Annotated in this window: 19 protein-coding genes and 4 tRNA genes; all 23 read right to left on the bottom strand. The window is 55.4% G+C overall.

The genetic code is table 11. From position 1 onward, the window contains the following. Complete coding sequence (rplW, locus tag HX814_RS17815; RefSeq protein WP_002555488.1) at positions 1-300, bottom strand: 50S ribosomal protein L23; 300 nt, start codon at positions 298-300, stop codon at positions 1-3. Further along, complete coding sequence (gene rplD / locus HX814_RS17810) at positions 297-899, bottom strand: 50S ribosomal protein L4 (protein ID WP_003210082.1); 603 nt, start codon at positions 897-899, stop codon at positions 297-299. The genes rplW and rplD overlap by 4 nt, the downstream gene beginning before the upstream one ends. 12 nt (positions 900-911) lie before the next feature. Next, positions 912-1,547: a 50S ribosomal protein L3 gene (gene rplC / locus HX814_RS17805; RefSeq protein WP_003194649.1), complete on the bottom strand. Its 636-nt coding sequence runs from the start codon at positions 1,545-1,547 to the stop codon at positions 912-914. Positions 1,548-1,628: 81 nt separating this feature from the next. Further along, positions 1,629-1,940 (bottom strand): 30S ribosomal protein S10, encoded by a 312-nt coding sequence (rpsJ, locus tag HX814_RS17800; protein ID WP_003210084.1) that lies wholly within the window; start codon positions 1,938-1,940, stop codon positions 1,629-1,631. Between the two features lie 141 nt (positions 1,941-2,081). Next, entirely contained in the window at positions 2,082-3,275 is a 1,194-nt protein-coding gene (gene tuf, locus HX814_RS17795) for an elongation factor Tu (RefSeq protein ID WP_003210085.1), read from the bottom strand. Between the two features lie 30 nt (positions 3,276-3,305). After that, on the bottom strand, positions 3,306-5,411 hold the full coding sequence (gene fusA, locus HX814_RS17790; protein WP_003210087.1) for an elongation factor G: 2,106 nt from the start codon (positions 5,409-5,411) through the stop codon (positions 3,306-3,308). A 30-nt stretch (positions 5,412-5,441) separates the two neighbouring features. Then, a complete protein-coding gene (gene rpsG / locus HX814_RS17785; protein ID WP_002555493.1) occupies positions 5,442-5,912 on the bottom strand; it encodes a 30S ribosomal protein S7 in 471 nt (156 codons plus the stop codon). A gap of 118 nt (positions 5,913-6,030) precedes the next feature. Further along, positions 6,031-6,402 carry a 30S ribosomal protein S12 gene (gene rpsL, locus HX814_RS17780; protein WP_002555494.1) on the bottom strand — a complete coding sequence of 124 codons (372 nt, stop codon included), beginning with the start codon at positions 6,400-6,402 and terminating at the stop codon, positions 6,031-6,033. A 216-nt stretch (positions 6,403-6,618) separates the two neighbouring features. Beyond that, positions 6,619-10,818 (bottom strand): DNA-directed RNA polymerase subunit beta', encoded by a 4,200-nt coding sequence (gene rpoC / locus HX814_RS17775; protein WP_003210090.1) that lies wholly within the window; start codon positions 10,816-10,818, stop codon positions 6,619-6,621. Positions 10,819-10,882: 64 nt separating this feature from the next. Continuing rightward, positions 10,883-14,956, bottom strand: coding sequence for a DNA-directed RNA polymerase subunit beta (gene rpoB / locus HX814_RS17770; RefSeq protein ID WP_008436421.1), 4,074 nt, complete (start codon positions 14,954-14,956; stop codon positions 10,883-10,885). Positions 14,957-15,176: 220 nt separating this feature from the next. Then, positions 15,177-15,542 (bottom strand): 50S ribosomal protein L7/L12, encoded by a 366-nt coding sequence (gene rplL, locus HX814_RS17765; RefSeq protein ID WP_003210093.1) that lies wholly within the window; start codon positions 15,540-15,542, stop codon positions 15,177-15,179. 78 nt (positions 15,543-15,620) lie between these two features. Further along, positions 15,621-16,121 (bottom strand): 50S ribosomal protein L10, encoded by a 501-nt coding sequence (gene rplJ, locus HX814_RS17760; protein ID WP_003210095.1) that lies wholly within the window; start codon positions 16,119-16,121, stop codon positions 15,621-15,623. A gap of 198 nt (positions 16,122-16,319) precedes the next feature. Then, the gene (gene rplA, locus HX814_RS17755; RefSeq protein WP_003176434.1) at positions 16,320-17,015 is read right to left on the bottom strand and encodes a 50S ribosomal protein L1; all 696 of its coding nucleotides are present in this window, start codon (positions 17,013-17,015) and stop codon (positions 16,320-16,322) included. Continuing rightward, entirely contained in the window at positions 17,015-17,446 is a 432-nt protein-coding gene (rplK, locus tag HX814_RS17750) for a 50S ribosomal protein L11 (protein WP_003210097.1), read from the bottom strand. Before rplK ends, rplA begins: the two co-directional genes overlap by 1 nt. A gap of 117 nt (positions 17,447-17,563) precedes the next feature. After that, entirely contained in the window at positions 17,564-18,097 is a 534-nt protein-coding gene (gene nusG / locus HX814_RS17745; protein ID WP_003176436.1) for a transcription termination/antitermination protein NusG, read from the bottom strand. A gap of 9 nt (positions 18,098-18,106) precedes the next feature. Next, positions 18,107-18,475, bottom strand: coding sequence for a preprotein translocase subunit SecE (secE, locus tag HX814_RS17740; protein ID WP_003210099.1), 369 nt, complete (start codon positions 18,473-18,475; stop codon positions 18,107-18,109). 45 nt (positions 18,476-18,520) lie between these two features. Continuing rightward, positions 18,521-18,596, bottom strand: a tRNA-Trp gene (locus HX814_RS17735). A 163-nt stretch (positions 18,597-18,759) separates the two neighbouring features. After that, positions 18,760-18,835 (bottom strand) — tRNA-Thr (locus HX814_RS17730). Between the two features lie 26 nt (positions 18,836-18,861). Further along, positions 18,862-18,935 (bottom strand) — tRNA-Gly (locus HX814_RS17725). A gap of 23 nt (positions 18,936-18,958) precedes the next feature. Further along, positions 18,959-19,043: transfer RNA gene (locus tag HX814_RS17720), tRNA-Tyr, on the bottom strand. Between the two features lie 143 nt (positions 19,044-19,186). Next, complete coding sequence (locus HX814_RS17715; protein ID WP_087692334.1) at positions 19,187-19,633, bottom strand: hypothetical protein; 447 nt, start codon at positions 19,631-19,633, stop codon at positions 19,187-19,189. A 7-nt stretch (positions 19,634-19,640) separates the two neighbouring features. Continuing rightward, positions 19,641-20,390 (bottom strand): pantothenate kinase, encoded by a 750-nt coding sequence (locus HX814_RS17710; RefSeq protein ID WP_003210103.1) that lies wholly within the window; start codon positions 20,388-20,390, stop codon positions 19,641-19,643. Continuing rightward, positions 20,380-21,339: a bifunctional biotin--[acetyl-CoA-carboxylase] ligase/biotin operon repressor BirA gene (gene birA, locus HX814_RS17705; protein WP_003210105.1), complete on the bottom strand. Its 960-nt coding sequence runs from the start codon at positions 21,337-21,339 to the stop codon at positions 20,380-20,382. Before birA ends, HX814_RS17710 begins: the two co-directional genes overlap by 11 nt. Positions 21,340-21,479 lie beyond the last annotated feature (140 nt).

Below are 21,479 nucleotides of genomic sequence, written 5' to 3'. Positions count from 1 at the left end.
TTACTCAGCACTGCTGCTGAAATCGAGATCTTGGCCTGGCTGAAGGGAGATAACTGCCTTCTTCCAGTCATTACGCTTGCCCAGACCGCGAGCAGTGCGCTTGCTCTTACCCAGAACATTCAGGGTAGTAACACGCTCTACTTTCACGCTGAACAGGCTTTCGACGGCCTTCTTGATTTCCAGCTTGGTTGCGTCAGTTGCAACCTTGAAAACGAACTGGCCTTTCTTGTCAGCCAGAACCGTAGCCTTTTCGGAAACGTGCGGGCCAAGCAGAACTTTAAATACGCGTTCCTGGTTCATCCCAGCAGCTCCTCGAATTTCTTCACGGCCGACACGGTGATCAACACCTTGTCGTATGCGATCAGACTAACTGGATCGGAACCTTGCACGTCACGTACATCAACGTGTGGCAGGTTGCGAGCAGCCAGGTACAGGTTCTGATCAACAGCTTCAGACACGATCAGGACGTCAGTCAGGCCCATGCCGTTCAGCTTGTTCAGCAGATCTTTGGTTTTCGGCGCTTCAACAGCGAAGTCCTGAACCACGACCAGACGATCAGTACGCACGAGTTCAGCAAGGATGGAGCGCAGTGCTGCGCGATACATCTTCTTGTTGAGCTTCTGGGTGTGATCCTGTGGACGTGCTGCGAAAGTGGTACCGCCGCCACGCCAGATTGGGCTACGGATAGTACCGGCACGAGCGCGGCCAGTACCTTTCTGACGCCAAGGGCGCTTACCGCCACCACGAACGTCGGAACGGGTCTTTTGCTGCTTGCTACCTTGACGGCCGCCGGCCATGTAGGCCACGACTGCTTGGTGAACCAGCGTCTCGTTGAATTCGCCGCCAAATGTCAGTTCGGAAACTTCGATCGCTTGAGCGTCATTTACGTTTAATTGCATGTCAGCTTCCCCTTAACCGCGAGCCTTGGCCGCTGGACGTACAACCAGGTTGCCGCCAGTAGCGCCAGGAACAGCACCCTTGACCAACAACAGATTGCGTTCAGCGTCGACGCGCACTACTTCGAGGGACTGCACGGTCACGCGCTCAGCGCCCATATGACCGGACATTTTTTTGCCCTTGAATACACGACCAGGAGTCTGGCACTGGCCAATAGAGCCCGGGACGCGGTGGGAAACGGAGTTACCGTGAGTGTTGTCTTGGCCACGGAAATTCCAACGCTTGATCGTACCCTGGAAGCCTTTACCCTTGGACTGACCGGTTACATCAACCAGTTGACCAGCGGCGAAGATTTCAGCGTTGATCAGATCGCCAGCCTGGTAGTCGCCGTCTTCAAGACGGAACTCCATGACAGTACGACCAGCTGCAACGTTTGCTTTAGCGAAGTGACCTGCTTGAGCAGCAGTCACACGCGAAGCACGACGCTCGCCGACAGTGACTTGCACTGCACGATAGCCATCGGTTTCTTCAGTTTTAAACTGGGTGACGCGATTCGGTTCGATCTCAATGACCGTGACCGGAATGGAGACACCTTCTTCGGTGAAAATACGGGTCATACCGCATTTACGACCGACTACACCAATAGTCATGTTGTAAACCTCATGAGTGTACGGGGCTTTCACCCGCTATGGCCGCCCATTTCAGAGCGTTACACGACTAAGACCCAAGTCTTAGCCGAGGCTGATCTGTACTTCCACACCGGCCGCCAGATCAAGCTTCATAAGTGCATCAACGGTTTTATCCGTTGGCAGGACGATGTCCAGCACGCGCTTATGAGTACGGATCTCGTACTGGTCACGCGCGTCTTTGTTGACGTGCGGGGAGACCAGAACGGTGAACCGCTCTTTACGGGTAGGCAGTGGAATTGGACCACGCACTTGAGCACCAGTACGTTTCGCGGTTTCCACGATTTCCTGGGTGGATTGGTCGATCAGTTTGTGGTCAAAAGCCTTCAACCTGATACGAATTTGCTGATTTGCCATTGGATTTCAGACTCCGGCTGCTATTCCCAGCGAGCGCAACACGCCCGTTAAAAGGAGGCGCAATTCTATAGACGCCCCATATGGGTGTCAACTCAATAAAAAAGCCCCCGCTGAGCGGGGGCTTTTTCAAGTCATCACTTATTAAGCGATGATTTTGGCTACGACGCCAGCGCCGACGGTACGACCGCCTTCACGGATAGCGAAACGCAGACCATCTTCCATTGCGATGGTTTTGATCAGGGTGACAACCATTTTGATGTTGTCGCCTGGCATTACCATTTCAACGCCTTCCGGCAGTTCGCAGTTACCGGTCACGTCAGTGGTCCGGAAGTAGAACTGTGGACGGTAGCCTTTGAAGAACGGAGTGTGACGACCGCCTTCTTCTTTGCTCAACACGTACACTTCAGCTTCGAAGGTAGTGTGCGGCTTAACCGAACCTGGCTTGACCAGAACCTGGCCACGCTCAACGTCGTCACGCTTGGTACCACGCAGCAGAACGCCGCAGTTCTCGCCTGCACGACCTTCGTCGAGCAGTTTACGGAACATTTCAACACCGGTGCAGGTGGTGACGGTAGTGTCACGCAGACCAACGATTTCCAGTGGATCTTGAACCTTAACGATACCGCGCTCGATACGACCAGTCACAACAGTACCACGACCGGAGATCGAGAATACGTCTTCGATTGGCATCAGGAACGGCTTGTCGATAACACGAACTGGATCTGGGATGTAGCTGTCCAGAGTCTCAACCAGTTTACGAACGGCAGTGGTGCCCATTTCGTTGTCGTCAAGACCGTCCAGAGCCATACGAGCAGAACCGATGATGATCGGAGTGTCGTCGCCCGGGAAGTCGTAAGTGCTCAGCAGATCGCGCACTTCCATCTCAACCAGTTCCAGCAGCTCAGCGTCGTCTACCAGGTCAGCCTTGTTCAGGAAAACCACGATGTACGGAACGCCTACCTGACGGGACAGCAGGATGTGCTCACGGGTTTGTGGCATCGGACCATCAGCGGCCGAGCAAACCAGGATCGCGCCGTCCATCTGGGCAGCACCGGTGATCATGTTCTTCACATAGTCAGCGTGACCTGGGCAGTCAACGTGAGCGTAGTGACGGATCAGCGAGTTGTACTCAACGTGCGCGGTGTTGATGGTGATACCACGAGCTTTTTCTTCTGGTGCGCTGTCGATCTTGTCGAAGTCAACACGAGCCGAACCGAAAACTTCGGAGCAGACGCGAGTCAGAGCAGCGGTCAGAGTGGTTTTACCGTGGTCAACGTGGCCGATAGTGCCAACGTTTACGTGCGGTAGGGAACGATCAAATTTTTCTTTAGCCACGACAATTAACTCCTTGCCTAAAGGACTGAATCAGCCTTGTTTTTTGGATACAGTTTCAGCGATGTGCGCCGGAGCTGTGTTGTATTTTTTGAATTCCATAGAGTAGCTTGCGCGACCCTGAGACATGGAACGAACGTCGGTCGCATAACCGAACATCTCGCCCAACGGAACCTCGGCACGAATCACTTTGCCGGAAACCGTATCTTCCATACCCAAGATCATGCCGCGACGACGGTTAAGGTCGCCCATCACGTCACCCATGTAGTCTTCAGGCGTAACGACTTCTACTGCCATGATTGGCTCAAGCAACTCACCACCGCCCTTCTGGGCCAGTTGCTTGGTAGCCATGGAAGCAGCCACCTTAAACGCCATCTCGTTGGAGTCGACGTCGTGGTAAGAACCGTCAAAAACGGTCGCCTTCAGGCCGATGAGCGGATAGCCGGCAACAACACCGTTCTTCATCTGCTCTTCGATACCCTTCTGGATAGCCGGGATGTATTCCTTAGGAACAACACCGCCCACTACTTCGTTCACGAATTGCAGACCTTCCTGACCTTCATCAGCAGGAGCAAAACGGATCCAGCAATGGCCGAACTGGCCACGACCGCCGGACTGACGAACGAATTTGCCTTCGATTTCGCAGTTCTTCGTGATGCGCTCACGATAGGAAACCTGAGGCTTACCGATGTTGGCTTCGACGTTGAACTCACGGCGCATCCGGTCAACCAGGATGTCCAGGTGAAGCTCGCCCATGCCGGAGATGATCGTTTGACCAGTCTCTTCATCAGTCTTGACGCGGAAAGATGGATCTTCCTGAGCAAGCTTGCCCAGAGCGATACCCATTTTTTCCTGGTCATCCTTGGTCTTAGGCTCAACGGCAACCGAAATAACCGGCTCCGGGAAGTCCATGCGAACCAGGATGATTGGCTTGGCAGCGTCGCACAAGGTCTCACCAGTGGTGACGTCCTTCATGCCGATCAGGGCCGCGATGTCACCAGCGCGTACTTCCTTGATCTCTTCACGGGCGTTTGCGTGCATTTGCACCATACGACCCACACGCTCTTTCTTGCCTTTAACCGAGTTGATCACGCCGTCGCCGGAGGCCAACACGCCCGAGTAAACGCGGACGAAGGTCAAAGTACCCACGAATGGGTCAGTAGCGATCTTGAACGCCAGAGCCGAGAACGGCTCGCTGTCATCGGCGTGACGCTCCATCTCTTCTTCCTCGTTATCAGGGTTGGTACCCTTGATAGCAGGAATGTCGGTTGGAGCAGGCAGGTAGTCGATAACGGCGTCGAGAACCAGGGGAACACCCTTGTTCTTGAAGGAAGAACCGCAAACAGCCAGAACGATCTCACCAGCGATAGTACGCTGACGCAGAGCGGCCTTGATTTCCACGTTGGTGAGTTCTTCACCTTCGAGGTACTTGTTCATCAGCTCTTCGCTGGCTTCAGCAGCAGCCTCAACCATGTTGTTACGCCACTCGTCAGCCAGCTCCTGCAGTTCTGCAGGGATAGGCTTACGAACAGGAACCATGCCTTTGTCAGCGTCATTCCAGTAAACAGCTTCCATGTTGATCAGATCGATCTGACCCTGGAAGTTGTCTTCGGAACCGATAGCCAACTGGATTGGCACCGGAGTGTGACCCAGACGCTGTTTGATCTGACCGATCACGCGCAGGAAGTTGGCACCAGCACGGTCCATCTTGTTTACGTAAACAAGACGTGGAACGCCGTACTTGTTGGCCTGACGCCATACGGTTTCCGACTGAGGCTCAACACCCGAAGTACCGCAGAACACAACGACAGCGCCGTCGAGTACGCGCAGGGAACGCTCAACTTCAATGGTGAAGTCTACGTGGCCCGGGGTATCGATTACGTTGAAGCGGTGCTCGTCCTTGTACTGCTTCTCGGAACCTTTCCAGAAGGCGGTAATAGCAGCAGAAGTAATGGTAATACCACGCTCCTGCTCCTGAACCATCCAGTCTGTGGTCGCGGCGCCGTCATGCACCTCGCCCATTTTGTGACTTTTGCCGGTGTAAAACAGTACGCGCTCGGTGGTGGTGGTTTTACCAGCATCCACGTGAGCAACGATACCGATGTTACGGTAGCGGCTAATCGGAGTAGTACGAGCCATAAAGCCCTCGCAAAATTAGTGAAGCTAGAATTAGAAGCGGTAGTGCGAGAAAGCTTTGTTGGCTTCAGCCATACGGTGCACGTCTTCACGCTTCTTAACAGCAGCACCTTTACCTTCAGCAGCGTCCAACAGTTCGCCAGCCAAACGCAGGGCCATAGACTTCTCGCCGCGCTTACGGGCGAAGTCTACCAACCAGCGCATTGCCAAAGCGTTACGACGGGACGGGCGAACTTCAACCGGAACCTGGTAAGTAGCACCGCCTACACGGCGCGACTTCACTTCGACCAGCGGAGCGATGGCGTCGAGAGCTTTCTCGAAGATTTCCAGGGGGTCGCTGTTCTTGCGTTCTTTAACCTTTTCCAGCGCGCCATAAACGATACGCTCGGCAACGGCTTTCTTGCCGCTTTCCATTACGTGGTTCATGAACTTGGCCAGGATTTGGCTTCCGTATTTTGGATCGTCAAGCACTTCGCGCTTGGCTGCTACGCGTCTTCTTGGCATGGATAAGCCCTCAAACGGTCTTCAGGTTCGCTCGGAATCGGTGCCCTTTCGGGACGCCTCCGACCTTACTCTTATCGACTCAGAAAATAAGATGATTCAGTTTTACAAAAAGCCGCTACTACTTAGGCTTCTTGGTACCGTACTTCGAACGACCCTGGTTACGACCTTTAACGCCGGAAGTATCCAAGGAGCCGCGTACGGTGTGGTAACGAACACCTGGCAAGTCTTTTACACGACCGCCGCGGATCAGTACCACGCTGTGCTCTTGCAGGTTGTGACCTTCACCGCCGATGTACGAGGAAACCTCGAAACCGTTGGTCAGGCGCACACGGCATACTTTACGCAGTGCCGAGTTAGGTTTTTTCGGCGTAGTGGTATACACGCGAGTGCATACGCCACGACGTTGCGGGCAGTTCTGCAGCGCAGGCACGTCGGATTTCTCGACGATACGCTTACGCGGCTGACGTACCAGCTGGTTGATAGTTGCCATCTACTAGCTCCACTGTTGTCTTGCGACGCTATTGTCTTGCAAGAAAAGCAAAATGGCAGGAACGAATTCCCGCCAAATTTAGGGGTACAAGAGTCTAAAGAGGATCTTGTCCCCAGTCAAGGCAAGGCCCCGACCTCCCCTTCCATCGAACCGGGACAAATCTGTCTCGATCCGACGAACGGGGCTGCCAGGGCCCGGTCTTATTTACCGCAGAACTCAGTTACCGCTTGAGTTCAGCGCTTCGGTCAGTGCAGCTTCCACTTCACTGGCGCTTACGCGCAACGGCTTGTCGAGTTCACGGCGACGCTTACGCTCGCTGTGGTAGGCCAAACCGGTACCGGCCGGGATCAGACGACCCACAACCACGTTTTCTTTCAGGCCGCGCAGGTAATCGCGCTTGCCGGTTACCGCTGCTTCGGTCAGTACGCGAGTGGTCTCCTGGAAGGAGGCCGCCGAGATGAACGACTCAGTGGACAGCGACGCCTTGGTGATACCCAGCAACACACGAGTGAACTTGGAAACGAATTTCTCGTCGTTCGCCAGGCGCTCGTTCTCTACCAGTACGTGAGTCAGTTCCATCTGGTCGCCCTTGATGAAACTCGAATCGCCGGATTCAGCGATTTCAACTTTACGCAGCATCTGACGCAGGATGGTCTCGATGTGCTTATCGTTGATCTTCACGCCTTGCAGACGGTAAACGTCCTGGATCTCGTTAACGATGTACTTGGCCAGCGCACTCACACCCAGCAGACGCAGGATGTCGTGTGGATCGCTCGGGCCGTCGGAGATAACTTCGCCGCGGTTTACCTGTTCGCCTTCGAAAACGTTCAGGTGACGCCACTTCGGAATCAGCTCTTCGTACGGATCGCTACCGTCGTTCGGGGTGATAACCAGGCGGCGCTTGCCCTTGGTCTCTTTACCGAACGCGATGGTGCCGCTGACTTCAGCCAGAATCGACGCTTCTTTCGGACGACGAGCTTCGAACAAGTCGGCAACACGCGGCAGACCACCGGTGATGTCACGGGTCTTCGAAGTTTCTTGCGGGATACGAGCGATAACATCACCGATCGCGATCTTCGCACCATCCGCAACACCGACCAGGGCGTTGGCTGGCAGGAAGTACTGAGCGATAACGTCAGTGCCTGGCAGCAACAGATCCTTGCCGTTGTCATCAACCATCTTCACGGCAGGACGGATATCTTTGCCTGCAGCTGGACGGTCTTTGGCGTCGAGTACTTCAATGTTGGTCATACCGGTCAATTCGTCAGTCTGACGCTTGATCGTGATGCCTTCTTCCATGCCCACGTAGGTCACGGTACCTTTCATTTCGGTAACGATTGGGTGAGTGTGCGGATCCCACTTGGCCACGATTGCGCCAGCGTCGACCTTGTCACCTTCTTTAACCGAAATCACAGCACCGTACGGCAGCTTGTAACGCTCACGCTCACGACCGTAGTCATCAGCGATTGCCAGCTCACCGGAACGGGACACAGCAACCAGGTGGCCATCCACTCGCTCAACGTGCTTCAGGTTGTGCAGACGGACGGTACCGCCATTCTTCACCTGAACGCTGTCGGCTGCGGAGGTCCGGCTTGCCGCACCACCGATGTGGAACGTACGCATGGTCAGCTGGGTACCTGGCTCACCGATGGACTGGGCAGCGATAACGCCGACCGCTTCACCGATGTTCACCTGGTGACCACGAGCCAAGTCACGGCCGTAGCACTTGGCGCAAATGCCGTAGCGGGTTTCGCAGCTGATCGGCGAGCGAACAATCACTTCGTCGATGCTGTTGAGTTCGATGAACTCGACCCACTTCTCGTCTACCAGGGTGCCGGCAGGAACGATGACTTCCTCGGTACCTGGCTTGAATACGTCACGGGCGATTACTCGACCCAGTACGCGCTCACCCAACGGTTCTACAACGTCGCCGCCTTCGATGTGCGGAGTCATCAGCAGACCGTGTTCGGTGCCGCAGTCAACTTCAGTCACAACCAAGTCTTGCGCAACGTCTACCAGACGACGAGTCAGGTAACCGGAGTTAGCGGTTTTCAACGCGGTATCCGCCAGACCTTTACGAGCACCGTGAGTCGAGATGAAGTACTGAAGTACGCTCAAACCTTCACGGAAGTTCGCAGTAATCGGCGTTTCGATGATGGAACCGTCCGGCTTGGCCATCAGGCCACGCATACCGGCGAGCTGACGGATCTGCGCAGCAGAACCCCGTGCGCCCGAGTCGGCCATCATGTACATCGAGTTGAACGACTCTTGATCGACTTCCACGCCATGACGGTCGATAACACGCTCTTTCGAGAGGTTCGACATCATCGCCTTCGACACTTCGTCGTTGGCCTTGGACCAAAGGTCGATCACTTTGTTGTACTTCTCGCCCTGGGTTACCAGGCCGGAGGCGTACTGGCTTTCGATCTCTTTCACTTCATCGGTGGCAGCACCGATGATGGCGGCTTTCTCGTCCGGGATAACGAAGTCGTTAACACCGATGGAAACGCCGGAAATGGTCGAATAAGCAAAACCGGTGTACATCAACTGGTCAGCGAAGATAACGGTCTCTTTCAAACCAACCACGCGGTAGCACTGGTTGATCAGCTTGGAGATCGCCTTTTTCTTCATTGGCTGGTTGACCACGTCGTACGACAGGCCAGGTGGAACAACCTGGAACAGCAGCGCACGGCCGACTGTGGTGTCGACGATACGGGTGTTCTTGACGCTGCCACCGTCACGATCGTTGATGGTTTCGTGGATGCGGACTTTAACCTTGGCGTGCAGTGCGGCTTCGCCGGCACGGAACACACGGTCAACTTCCTGCAGATCCGCGAACACACGACCTTCGCCCTTGGCGTTGATCGCTTCACGAGTCATGTAGTACAGACCCAATACAACGTCCTGCGACGGAACGATGATTGGCTCACCGTTGGCTGGCGACAGAATGTTGTTGGTCGACATCATCAACGCACGCGCTTCCAGCTGGGCTTCCAGCGTCAGCGGTACGTGCACGGCCATTTGGTCGCCGTCGAAGTCGGCGTTGTACGCAGCACAGACCAGCGGGTGCAGCTGGATAGCCTTACCTTCGATCAGTACTGGTTCAAACGCCTGGATACCCAGACGGTGAAGGGTCGGTGCACGGTTGAGGAGAACCGGGTGTTCACGGATCACTTCAGCGAGAACGTCCCAAACCTCTGGCAGCTCGCGCTCGACCATTTTCTTGGCAGCTTTGATGGTGGTCGCGAGACCACGCATTTCCAGCTTGCCGAAAATGAACGGCTTGAACAGCTCGAGAGCCATCTTCTTCGGCAGACCGCACTGGTGCAGACGCAGGGTCGGGCCTACGGTAATTACCGAACGACCGGAGTAGTCAACACGCTTACCGAGCAAGTTCTGACGGAAACGACCCTGCTTACCCTTGATCATGTCAGCCAGGGATTTCAGAGGACGCTTGTTCGAACCGGTGATAGCGCGGCCACGACGACCGTTGTCGAGCAGGGCATCGACAGCTTCCTGCAACATACGCTTTTCGTTGCGCACGATGATGTCCGGAGCGGACAGGTCGAGCAGACGCTTCAAGCGGTTGTTACGGTTGATCACGCGACGGTACAGGTCGTTGAGGTCGGAAGTCGCGAAGCGACCACCATCCAACGGCACCAGCGGACGCAGGTCTGGCGGCAGAACCGGCAGAACGGTCAGCACCATCCACTCTGGCAAGTTGCCGGAACCCTGGAAGGCTTCCATCAACTTCAGACGCTTGGACAGTTTCTTGATCTTGGTTTCGGAGTTGGTTTGCGGAATTTCTTCACGCAGACGGCCAATCTCGTGTTCCAGGTCGATGGCGTGCAGCAGTTCGCGGACAGCTTCGGCACCCATGCGGGCATCGAAATCGTCGCCGAACTCTTCCAGCGCTTCGAAGTACTGCTCGTCGTTCAGCAGCTGACCCTTTTCAAGGGTGGTCATGCCTGGATCGATAACGACATAGCTCTCGAAGTAGAGAACGCGCTCGATATCACGCAGGGTCATGTCCATCAGCAAGCCGATACGGGACGGCAGTGATTTCAGGAACCAGATGTGGGCAACCGGCGAAGCCAGCTCGATGTGCGCCATGCGCTCACGACGAACCTTGGCCAGTGCAACTTCAACGCCGCACTTCTCGCAGATCACACCACGGTGCTTCAAGCGCTTGTACTTACCGCACAGGCACTCGTAATCCTTTACCGGGCCAAAGATCTTGGCGCAGAACAGGCCGTCACGCTCTGGTTTGAACGTACGGTAGTTGATGGTTTCCGGCTTTTTAACTTCACCGAACGACCACGAACGGATCATCTCAGGCGATGCCAACCCAATACGGATGGCGTCGAACTCTTCGACTTGACCCTGGTTTTTCAGCAAATTCAGTAGGTCTTTCAAGGCCTTTCCTCCTGGCGGAGCAGAGAGCGGGCTAAACAGCCCCGCTCTCGATTCGCGTCACGTGTTATTCGGTTTCCAGATCGATATCGATGCCGAGGGAACGAATTTCTTTGATCAACACGTTGAAAGACTCGGGCATGCCCGGCTCCATACGGTGATCGCCGTCCACGATGTTTTTGTACATCTTGGTCCGACCGTTCACATCGTCCGACTTCACTGTGAGCATTTCTTGCAGAGTGTAAGCAGCACCGTATGCTTCCAGTGCCCAGACCTCCATCTCCCCGAAACGCTGACCACCGAACTGAGCCTTACCACCCAGCGGCTGCTGGGTAACCAGGCTGTACGAACCGGTAGAACGAGCGTGCATCTTGTCGTCTACCAAGTGGTTCAGCTTCAGCATGTACATGTAGCCAACAGTAACCGGGCGCTCAAACTTGTTGCCGGTACGGCCGTCGAACAGCTGCATCTGGCCGCTTTCTGGCAGGTCTGCCAGTTTCAGCATGGCCTTGATTTCGCTTTCCTTGGCACCGTCGAACACCGGGGTAGCCATTGGAACGCCGCCGCGCAGGTTCTTCGCCAGATCCAGGATTTCCTGGTCGGAGAAGGTGTCCAGCTCTTCGTTGCGACCGCCGATCTCGTTGTAGATCTCGTGCAGGAACTTGCGCAGGTCTGCGACCTTGCGCTGCTCTTCGATCATACGGTTGATCTTCTCGCCCAGACCTTTGGCCGCGAGGCCCAGGTGGGTTTCAAGGATCTGACCAACGTTCATACGCGAAGGTACGCCCAACGGGTTGAGGACGACGTCTACCGGGGTGCCATTGGCATCGTGCGGCATGTCTTCAACCGGCATGATCACGGAGACCACACCTTTGTTACCGTGACGACCGGCCATCTTGTCGCCCGGCTGGATGCGGCGACGGATTGCCAGGTAAACCTTGACGATTTTCAGCACGCCTGGAGCCAGGTCATCGCCCTGCTGCAGTTTGCGCTTCTTGTCTTCGAACTTGTCGTCCAGCAGACGGCGACGATCGACGATGTAGGCCTGGGCCTTCTCGAGCTGCTCGTTCAGAGCATCTTCAGCCATGCGCAGTTTGAACCACTGCCCGTGCTCAAGACCGTCGAGTACTTCGTCGGTGATGTCCTGACCTTTCTTCAGACCTGCGCCGCCTTCAGCCTTGTGGCCTACCAGGGCGGAACGCAGACGTTCGAAGGTCGCGCCTTCAACGATACGGAACTCTTCGTTCAGATCCTTGCGGATCTCGTCGAGTTGGGTCTTCTCGATGGACAGCGCACGAGCATCACGCTCAACGCCGTCACGGGTGAAGACCTGTACGTCGATGACAGTGCCCTTGGTACCGGTAGGTACACGCAGGGAAGTGTCTTTAACGTCGCTGGCTTTTTCACCGAAGATGGCACGCAACAGCTTCTCTTCCGGAGTCAGTTGGGTCTCGCCTTTCGGAGTGACCTTACCTACCAGAATGTCGCCTGCGCCAACTTCAGCACCTACGTAAACGATACCGGCTTCGTCCAGCTTGTTCAGTGCAGCTTCACCCACGTTCGGGATGTCTGCAGTGATTTCCTCTGGCCCAAGCTTGGTGTCACGCGCCACACAGGTCAGTTCCTGAATGTGGATCGTGGTGAAGCGATCTTCCTGAACCACACGCTCGGACAGGCAGATGGAGTCTTCGAAGTTGTAACCGTTCCAGGCCATGAACGCGATGCGCATGTTCTGACCCAGTGCCAGCTCACCCATATCGGTGGACGGACCGTCTGCCATGATGTCGCTGCGCTGAACCCGATCACCCTTGCTGACCAGCGGACGCTGGTTGATGCAGGTGTTCTGGTTGGAGCGGGTGTATTTGGTCAGGTTGTAGATGTCGACACCGGCTTCGCCAGTTTCAACTTCGTCATCGGCAACACGAACCACGATACGGCTGGCATCAACGGAGTCGATCACGCCGCCACGACGAGCCACGACGCAAACGCCGGAGTCACGGGCTACGTTACGCTCCATGCCGGTACCTACCAGCGGCTTGTCAGCGCGCAGGGTCGGTACAGCTTGACGCTGCATGTTGGAACCCATCAACGCACGGTTGGCGTCATCGTGTTCCAGGAACGGGATCAGCGACGCTGCAACCGAAACTACCTGCTTCGGCGATACGTCCATCAAGGTGACGTCTTCCGGCGCCTTGACTGTGAACTCGTTCAAGTGACGAACAGCTACCAGCTCGTCGATCAGCATTTTCTTGTCGTTCATCGTGGCCGAAGCCTGAGCGATCACGTGATCAGCTTCTTCGATGGCGGACAGGAACACGATCTCGTCGGTGACCAGTGCGTCTTTCACCACGCGGTACGGGCTCTCGAGGAAGCCGTACTGGTTGGTGCGCGCATAGGCAGCCAGGGAGTTGATCAGGCCGATGTTCGGACCTTCCGGCGTTTCAATCGGGCATACACGACCGTAGTGAGTCGGGTGTACGTCACGGACTTCAAAGCCTGCACGCTCACGAGTCAGACCGCCCGGGCCCAGTGCGGAAACACGGCGCTTGTGGGTGATCTCGGAGAGCGGGTTGTTCTGGTCCATGAACTGCGAGAGCTGGCTGGAACCGAAGAACTCTTTCACCGCCGCAGCCACTGGCTTGGCGTTGATCAGGTCTTGCGGCATCAGGCCTTCGCTTTCGGCCATCGACAGACGCTCTTTGACCGCACGCTCAACACGTACCAGGCCAACGCGGAACTGGTTCTCGGCCATTTCGCCTACGCAGCGAACACGACGGTTACCCAGGTGGTCGATGTCATCGACGATGCCTTTGCCGTTACGGATGTCGACCAGGGTCTTCAGTACCGCGACGATGTCTTCCTTGCACAGCACGCCCGAACCTTCGATCTCGGTACGACCGATACGACGGTTGAACTTCATCCGGCCGACCGCAGACAGGTCATAGCGCTCAGGGCTGAAGAACAGGTTGTTGAACAGGGTCTCGGCAGCGTCTTTGGTTGGTGGCTCGCCAGGACGCATCATGCGATAGATCTCGACCAGCGCTTCCAATTGGTTGCTGGTGGAGTCGATCTTCAGGGTGTCGGAGACGAACGGGCCGCAGTCGATGTCGTTGGTGTACAGGGTCTCGATGCGAACAACCTGGGACTTGGCGATTTTCGCCAGGATCTCGGTGTTCAGCTCGGTGTTGCATTCAGCCAGGATTTCGCCGGTGGCCGGGTGCACGATGACCTTGGCGGTGGTGCGACCCAGGACGTAGTCCAGAGGCACTTCCAGCGTCTTGATACCGGCTTTTTCGATCTGGTTGATGTGGCGCGCGGTAATACGGCGGCCGGCTTCAACGATGACCTTGCCTTTGTCGTCCTGGATGTCCAGAACGGCAATCTCACCACGCAGGCGCTGAGGCACCAGTTCCAGGCTGAGGGTTTCGCCGCTCAGGTGGAATACGTTAGTGGTGTAGAAAGCGTCCAGCACTTGCTCAGTGGTATAGCCGAGCGCGCGCAGCAGTACCGAGGCCGGCAGCTTGCGACGACGGTCGATACGCACGAACACGCAGTCTTTCGGGTCGAACTCGAAGTCCAACCACGAACCGCGGTACGGAATGATCCGCGCGGAGTACAGGAGCTTGCCGGAGCTGTGCGTCTTGCCGCGGTCGTGGTCAAAGAACACGCCCGGGGAACGGTGCAGCTGGGAAACGATAACGCGCTCGGTACCGTTGATAACGAAGGTACCGTTCTCAGTCATCAGGGGGATTTCACCCATGTAGACTTCTTGCTCTTTGATGTCCTTGATCGCTTTGTTCGACGACTCTTTGTCGAAGATGATCAGACGGACTTTTACCCGCAAAGGTACGGCGTACGTAACACCGCGCAACACGCATTCTTTGACATCAAATGCCGGTTCGCCCAGGCGATAACCGACGTACTCCAGCGCAGCATTGCCGGAGTAGCTGATGATCGGGAAAACGGATTTGAAGGCCGCATGCAGGCCCACGTCGCGGAACTGATCTTTGGTCGCTCCCGCCTGCAAGAATTCACGATACGAATCCAGCTGGATAGCCAGAAGGTACGGGACATCCATGACGTCCGGCAACTTGCTAAAGTCCTTGCGGATACGTTTTTTCTCAGTATATGAGTAAGCCATCAGCGTTCCCCAGCTTGGTCACCTGCTTGTTTGGCCCCTCCCGACGGGAGCAGCCAGAAAATCTTGCAAACCCCATGGTTTGCGCCACCGCATCGGGTGGTTACAGCGCGTTATAGGCGACGACCGAGTCGATTGCCAATAACGGAAAAAGGCCGGTGGCAAGAGCCACCAGCCATCAGCCTTCAGCTTAACGCTTGGGCTGGAGACGCAAGGTCGATGCTTACTTCAGCTCGACTTTAGCGCCTGCTTCTTCCAGCACTGCTTTAGCTTTGTCAGCTGCGTCTTTCGACACTGCTTCCAGAACCTGGGCAGGGGCGCCGTCAACTACTGCCTTGGCTTCTTTCAGGCCCAGACCGGTCAGTTCACGTACTGCCTTGATCACGTTTACTTTCTTCTCGCCAGCTTCCAGCAGCATGACGTTGAATTCGGTTTGCTCTTCAGCAGCAACAGCGGCAACAGCTGGGCCAGCCGAAGCAGCGGCAGCGGAAACACCGAATTTTTCTTCGAAAGCTTTGATCAGCTCAACAACCTGCAGAACCGACATTTCAGCTACGGCGTTGAGGATATCGTCTTGGGAGATAGACATTGCTGTAATTCCTGAATTGGGGGACGGCCTACGCGGCCATCGAAATAAACAAAAATACGCGAGAGGAGATGCTCAGCCTTAGGCTGCGGCAGCTTCTTTTTGCTCGCGAACTGCGGCCAGAGTACGAGCCAACTTGCTGGTAGCGCCTTGAATCACGCTCATCAGCTGAGAAATAGCTTCGTTACGGGTCGGCAGTGTTGCCAGTACGTCGATTTGGTTAGCTGCGAGGAACTTGCCCTCGAACGCAGCTGCCTTGATCTCGAACTTATCCTGACCCTTGGCGAATTCCTTGAACAAACGGGCAGCAGCGCCAGGATGTTCCTTGGAGAACGCAATCAGGGTCGGGCCAGTGAACACGTCGTTGAGGACACTGTATTCAGTGTCAGCAACAGCGCGCTTGAGCAGAGTGTTACGTACAACACGTACGTATACGCCAGCTTCACGAGCCTCTTTACGGAGTCCGGTCATAGCGCTTACTGTCACACCACGGGCATCAGCCACGACAGCGGACAGAGCAGCTTTGGCAGCCTCGTTGACTTCAGCGACGATGGCCTTCTTGTCTTCGAGATTAATTGCCACGGGTTTAACTCCTGCTTGTTACCGTTTCATCTGGCCTGGGCCGGATGTCGTTTTGGTGTCTGATTCGGTAAGGAACCGGGAGCACCATCTGCGTAGGCTTGTGGTTTAAGACTTGCGTCGCCTACGGTCTTGGATAGCCCCCGCCAGGCAGGGACCCCAATCTTTCAATTGGCGCAATTACTTGCGCCAATTTGTGTCTTATACGTCCAGCGAGCCTTGGTCGATGACCAGACCTGGGCCCATAGTGGTGCTCAGGGTAACGCGCTTGACGTAGATACCTTTCGAGGAAGCTGGCTTGATACGCTTCAGATCAGCGATCAGGGCTTCAACGTTTTCCTTCAGCTTGACGGCATCAAAGCCGACTTTGCCAACGGAGGTGTGAATGATGCCGTTTTTGTCGGTGCGATAACGAACCTGACCAGCCTTGGCGTTTTTAACCGCGGTAGCTACGTCTGGAGTCACGGTGCCGACTTTAGGGTTAGGCATCAGACCACGTGGACCAAGGATCTGACCCAGCTGACCTACAACGCGCATTGCATCCGGGGAAGCAATTACGACGTCATAGTTCAGGTCGCCGCCTTTCATTTCGGCAGCCAGGTCGTCCATGCCAACGCGATCGGCGCCGGCGGCCAGAGCAGCTTCAGCTGCTGGGCCTTGGGTGAAGACAGCTACACGTACGGTCTTGCCAGTACCGTGTGGCAGCACAGTAGCGCTACGAACGACCTGGTCGGATTTACGTGGGTCAACGCCCAGGTTTACAGCAACGTCAACAGACTCGCTGAACTTGACAGTCGACAGCTCGGTCAGCAGAGCAGCAGCGTCTACAAAGTTGTAGGACTTGCCCGCTTCGATTTTGCCGGCGATAGCCTTTTGGCGCTTGGTCAGCTTAGCCATTACACACCCTCCACGTTAAGGCCCATGCTACGAGCAGAACCGGCGATGGTACGCACGGCTGCATCCATATCAGCTGCAGTCAGATCCGCGTTTTTGGTTTTCGCGATTTCTTCCAGCTGAGCACGGGTCACGGTGCCAACCTTAACGGTGTTAGGACGAGCGGAACCGCTAGTCAGACCAGCAGCTTTCTTCAACAGAACCGAAGCCGGGGTCGACTTGGTTTCGAAGGTGAAGCTACGGTCGCTGTATACAGTGATGATCACTGGAGTCGGCAGACCTGGCTCAATACCCTGAGTACGGGCGTTGAAGGCCTTGCAGAATTCCATGATGTTCACGCCGTGCTGACCCAGAGCTGGACCAACAGGTGGGCTTGGGTTGGCCTGAGCGGCCTTCACTTGCAGCTTGATGTAAGCGGTAATCTTCTTGGCCATGAGGCACTCCAATTACGGGTTCGAACGCCTCGAAAGGCTCCCCGGTTACTTGCGCGTTTATCCCAGTGACGACAAAACCCCACAGCCTAAGGCTGCGGGGTTGGGATGCTTGCTCAGCTAGACTTTTTCGACCTGGCTGAACTCTAGCTCTACCGGAGTAGAGCGACCGAAAATGAGCACTGCCACTTGGATCCGGCTCTTTTCGTAGTTAACTTCTTCGACGGTGCCGTTAAAATCAGCGAACGGACCATCTGTGACACGAACAACCTCACCCGGCTCGAACAACGTCTTCGGCTTGGGCTTGTCGCTACCATCAGCAACGCGACGCAGAATTGCTTCTGCTTCTTTGTCAGTGATCGGAGCAGGCTTATCAGCGGTACCGCCGATGAAACCCATGACGCGAGGAGTGTCCTTGACCAAGTGCCAAGTACCCTCATTCATGTCCATTTGAACCAGCACGTAGCCAGGGAAGAACTTACGTTCGCTTTTGCGTTTCTGGCCATTACGCATTTCAACCACTTCTTCAGTGGGAACCAGAATTTCGCCGAAGCCATCTTCCATGCCTGCCAGCTTTACGCGCTCTAGCAAAGAGCGCATGACATGCTTCTCGTAACCCGAGTAAGCATGCACAACGTACCAACGCTTAGCCACGGGACACCCTTAGCCAACAATCAAGGAAACAAGCCAGCCGAGCAGGGAATCAAGCCCCCACAACAGCAACGCCATAACCAGAACAACAGCTACCACGATCAACGTGGTCTGCGTGGTTTCTTGGCGAGTCGGCCAAACGACTTTACGGATCTCGGTACGAGCTTCCTTCACCAGGACCGCAAACGACTTGCCTTTTGCAGTCTGCAGGCCAACAAAGGCAGCAACAGCAGCAAGGGCGAGCAATGCGAGGACACGGTACAGGATTGGCGACCCAGAGTAGTACTGGTTGCCAACAACGCCTACAACCACAACAGCGACTACTACAAGCCACTTGAGCAGATCGAAGCGAGAGCCTTGAGCTTCAGCCTTAGGAGTCATCTATGAAGATCCTGTGAAAAGAAAGCCAGACACACCAAGTGAATCTGGCAGGTCAGGAGGGAATCGAACCCCCAACCTACGGTTTTGGAGACCGTCGCTCTGCCAATTGAGCTACTGACCTAAAACAAAATCAGGCCGACAATTATGCCGATCTGAAAAAGACTTTACAACAACAAACCCCTGCAGACCTGAAACCCACCCAAACAAAACAGCGAGAGAGGGCATATTCAACCGGAGGTAGCTGTTAAAACAAAGGCAGATATTTTCATATCTGCCTTGTTATATGGAGCTCTTGAGCGGATTTGAACCGCTGACCTCACCCTTACCAAGGGTGTGCTCTACCAACTGAGCTACAAGAGCGAAACAACTTGCACAACCTGCAAACTTGGAGCGGGTAGCGGGAATCGAACCCGCATCATCAGCTTGGAAGGCTGAGGTTCTACCACTAAACTATACCCGCGGAGCTTGCAGCTCACGCTAAAATGGTGGAGGGGGAAGGATTCGAACCTTCGAAGTCGTAGACGTCAGATTTACAGTCTGATCCCTTTGGCCGCTCGGGAACCCCTCCTAAGCGAGCCGGCATTCTACATCATGCCAGCCTTCTGTCAAGCATTTTCTCATTAAAAAATATGAGGTTAGCTGCGTTGACCTTCACTTCACCCTGTCGACCTAGAAGGTCTTCACTGCGAAGCGGGCGCCATTCTATGCAAACTATTCGAAGGTTGCAATGCCTTCGCACGGCATTATTTTATGTTTTAACTCATTGAATTCATTAGCAAGGTTTTCAAAGGGCAGATCATCGGCCAGACGCCTGCTTTCAGGGGCCACTCGCAGCCAGTATCCCGACGCATCAGGCAGGTTCAGAGACTGCAGCCTGACCTTGATATCCAGGCTGGTGAGGCGCTGCTCAACGGACTGAGCCTCTTTCTGATCAGGCAAACCGCCGATATACAAGCACGTCGCCTGCGCATCAGGCGCTTTTGCCCTGTCTCGCCGAACCATCGCATCAGCCGATTCGCTCAACAGGCGGATATCTTGCTGAGAACCACGATAGAGAGCCAAAGGCGTGACATCTTTAGCGCGCAGAGGGGCCTCCTGCTGATGCCAGATGTAATAGAAGACATTGAGGACCAGCAAAAGCAGAAACAGCCAACGCATAAAAACCTCAGGACAAAGGGCACGCCATCGCCAAGCCAACAAAAACCAGATCAGGGACAAGCCTACCGTGAGGCACAGCGTCAGCCACGAGCTCAGCGTCCCCACCGGTAAGGAAGACGGTAAAATCGCTCCCCCAATAGCTTCGAGCCAACTCCAGCTGGGTCAACACAAAGCCCCTCAGCATCAGCGTACAGCCGCGCTCTACCGCCTCCACAGTTGTGCGCCCTGGAGACAGCGCCTCAAGAGCCCGTTCAGCAGCGATATCGTCATAGCGTATTTTGCGGGTATGTGTTCGAAGCTGATTACGCATCAGCGGCATCCCCGGACAAATGAAACCGCCGAGATGCTCACCGTCTGCGGAAATGAAGTCTGCTGTTGCGGCGGTGCCAAAATCGAGCACCAGGCACGCGCCCGACGCCAGCTGAAACCCACCCAGCATCGCGAGCCAACGATCCAGTCCCAGGCGCTCGAAATCTTCGTACCCGTTCCGCACCCCACCCATCTGCCTCGCCGAAGCAGCACACAGCACCTTGACGCCAAATGCCTCGACCAGGGTAGCGACCAGTTGACTTGTCTCATCCGAAGCGCGAACACTCACCAGCCGGCAGTGTTTTAACGCGAGCCCCGTGAGCGCGAACAGGCTGTCGATCAGCGAGGCATCCGACCCAACGACACCTTCGGCAAAGATACGAGCCTTATCCGACTCAAGTACCCGCCATTTGATAAAGCTATTCCCACAGTCGAGCTCAAGAATCATCACGCAACCTCAGGCTTAGCTCACCACCGCTATATACTTTCTCAACACCATCCACGCTCAACCGCAATGCACCTTGCCCATCGACCCCCAGCACCACGCCGTCAATCTGGTTCACGCCCGCGATGAGCGATACAGGCCGGCCCTGCCATAAATGGCTTTGCTCCCACTCACCCTGGATTGCCGAAAAGCCAGATGCCTGGTGACGCTCAAGATAAGCCTGCAGCTGCACTCCAAGACGCGCTACCAGGTAGTTGCGATCAACAGCACTGCCGCTCTCCAACTGTACGGAGCTCCATTGCTGATCGACCTCATCCGCCTTCTGCATGTTCACGTTGATGCCGATACCAATAACGACGTGACAGACGTCAGCGGGATCCCCGACCAGTTCCAGGAGAATTCCGGCGATTTTTTTCTGCCCGACCAAAACGTCATTTGGCCACTTCAACCCTGCACCACGAACACCCGCGTCGCGCAGCGCCTGCATAACTGCAAGTCCGACCACCAGGCTTAGCCCTTCCAACTGACGCATGCCGCCTTCGATCCGCATCACAAGGCTGTAGTAGACGTTTTGAGCGAAAGGACTGACCCACTTTCGTCCGCGCCTTCCCCTGCCTGCAGTTTGCTGTTCTGAAAGCACAAGAAATGGCGCAGTGCGACCCGATTCAATCAGCCGCAATGCCTCGGCATTGGTAGAGTCAATGGAGTCAGAGATATGAACAGGCCATGCAGGAACAGGTACATGCCGAGCTATTTCATCGGCACTTAACAGTATCAGGGGCGCAGCCAACTGATACCCCCTGCCGCGCACTTTATGGATAGGTAGACCCAATTCCGCCTCGAGATGCTGAAGCTGCTTCCATACAGCACTGCGACTGACACCCAAGGCAGCACCGAGCGCCTCCCCGGAGTGGAATCGGCCATCTTTTAGAAGTTTCAACAACGTCAGCATGCAGGTCTCGCCTCACAATGAGGCACGCATGATAGCCATGCATTAGGCCATTGCATAGAAAGGCAGGACGTTAGCATTGAAGATGCTTGAAATTCGACCGCCCAAATTTTCCGACCGCCAAAACAAAACCCCTGACTGCA

The sequence above is a fragment of the Pseudomonas sp. C8002 genome (genome assembly GCF_013385765.1).
GTDB lineage: Bacteria > Pseudomonadota > Gammaproteobacteria > Pseudomonadales > Pseudomonadaceae > Aquipseudomonas.
Note: the sequence above shows the minus strand (reverse complement) of the source record. Positions and strands in the feature narration are given on the sequence as shown.

What these genes read in the sequence shown, in the direction of transcription:
- rplW (WP_002555488.1), bottom strand. Translation starts at nt 300, where the DNA reads ATGAACCAGGAACGCGTATTTAAAGTTCTGCTTGGCCCGCACGTTTCC.
- rplD (WP_003210082.1), bottom strand. Translation starts at nt 899, where the DNA reads ATGCAATTAAACGTAAATGACGCTCAAGCGATCGAAGTTTCCGAACTG.
- rplC (WP_003194649.1), bottom strand. Translation starts at nt 1,547, where the DNA reads ATGACTATTGGTGTAGTCGGTCGTAAATGCGGTATGACCCGTATTTTC.
- rpsJ (WP_003210084.1), bottom strand. Translation starts at nt 1,940, where the DNA reads ATGGCAAATCAGCAAATTCGTATCAGGTTGAAGGCTTTTGACCACAAA.
- fusA (WP_003210087.1), bottom strand. Translation starts at nt 5,411, where the DNA reads ATGGCTCGTACTACTCCGATTAGCCGCTACCGTAACATCGGTATCGTT.
- rpsG (WP_002555493.1), bottom strand. Translation starts at nt 5,912, where the DNA reads ATGCCAAGAAGACGCGTAGCAGCCAAGCGCGAAGTGCTTGACGATCCA.
- rpsL (WP_002555494.1), bottom strand. Translation starts at nt 6,402, where the DNA reads ATGGCAACTATCAACCAGCTGGTACGTCAGCCGCGTAAGCGTATCGTC.
- rpoB (WP_008436421.1), bottom strand. Translation starts at nt 14,956, where the DNA reads ATGGCTTACTCATATACTGAGAAAAAACGTATCCGCAAGGACTTTAGC.
- rplL (WP_003210093.1), bottom strand. Translation starts at nt 15,542, where the DNA reads ATGTCTATCTCCCAAGACGATATCCTCAACGCCGTAGCTGAAATGTCG.
- rplA (WP_003176434.1), bottom strand. Translation starts at nt 17,015, where the DNA reads ATGGCTAAGCTGACCAAGCGCCAAAAGGCTATCGCCGGCAAAATCGAA.
- rplK (WP_003210097.1), bottom strand. Translation starts at nt 17,446, where the DNA reads ATGGCCAAGAAGATTACCGCTTACATCAAGCTGCAAGTGAAGGCCGCT.
- secE (WP_003210099.1), bottom strand. Translation starts at nt 18,475, where the DNA reads ATGACTCCTAAGGCTGAAGCTCAAGGCTCTCGCTTCGATCTGCTCAAG.
- HX814_RS17715 (WP_087692334.1), bottom strand. Translation starts at nt 19,633, where the DNA reads ATGCGTTGGCTGTTTCTGCTTTTGCTGGTCCTCAATGTCTTCTATTAC.
- HX814_RS17710 (WP_003210103.1), bottom strand. Translation starts at nt 20,390, where the DNA reads ATGATTCTTGAGCTCGACTGTGGGAATAGCTTTATCAAATGGCGGGTA.
- birA (WP_003210105.1), bottom strand. Translation starts at nt 21,339, where the DNA reads ATGCTGACGTTGTTGAAACTTCTAAAAGATGGCCGATTCCACTCCGGG.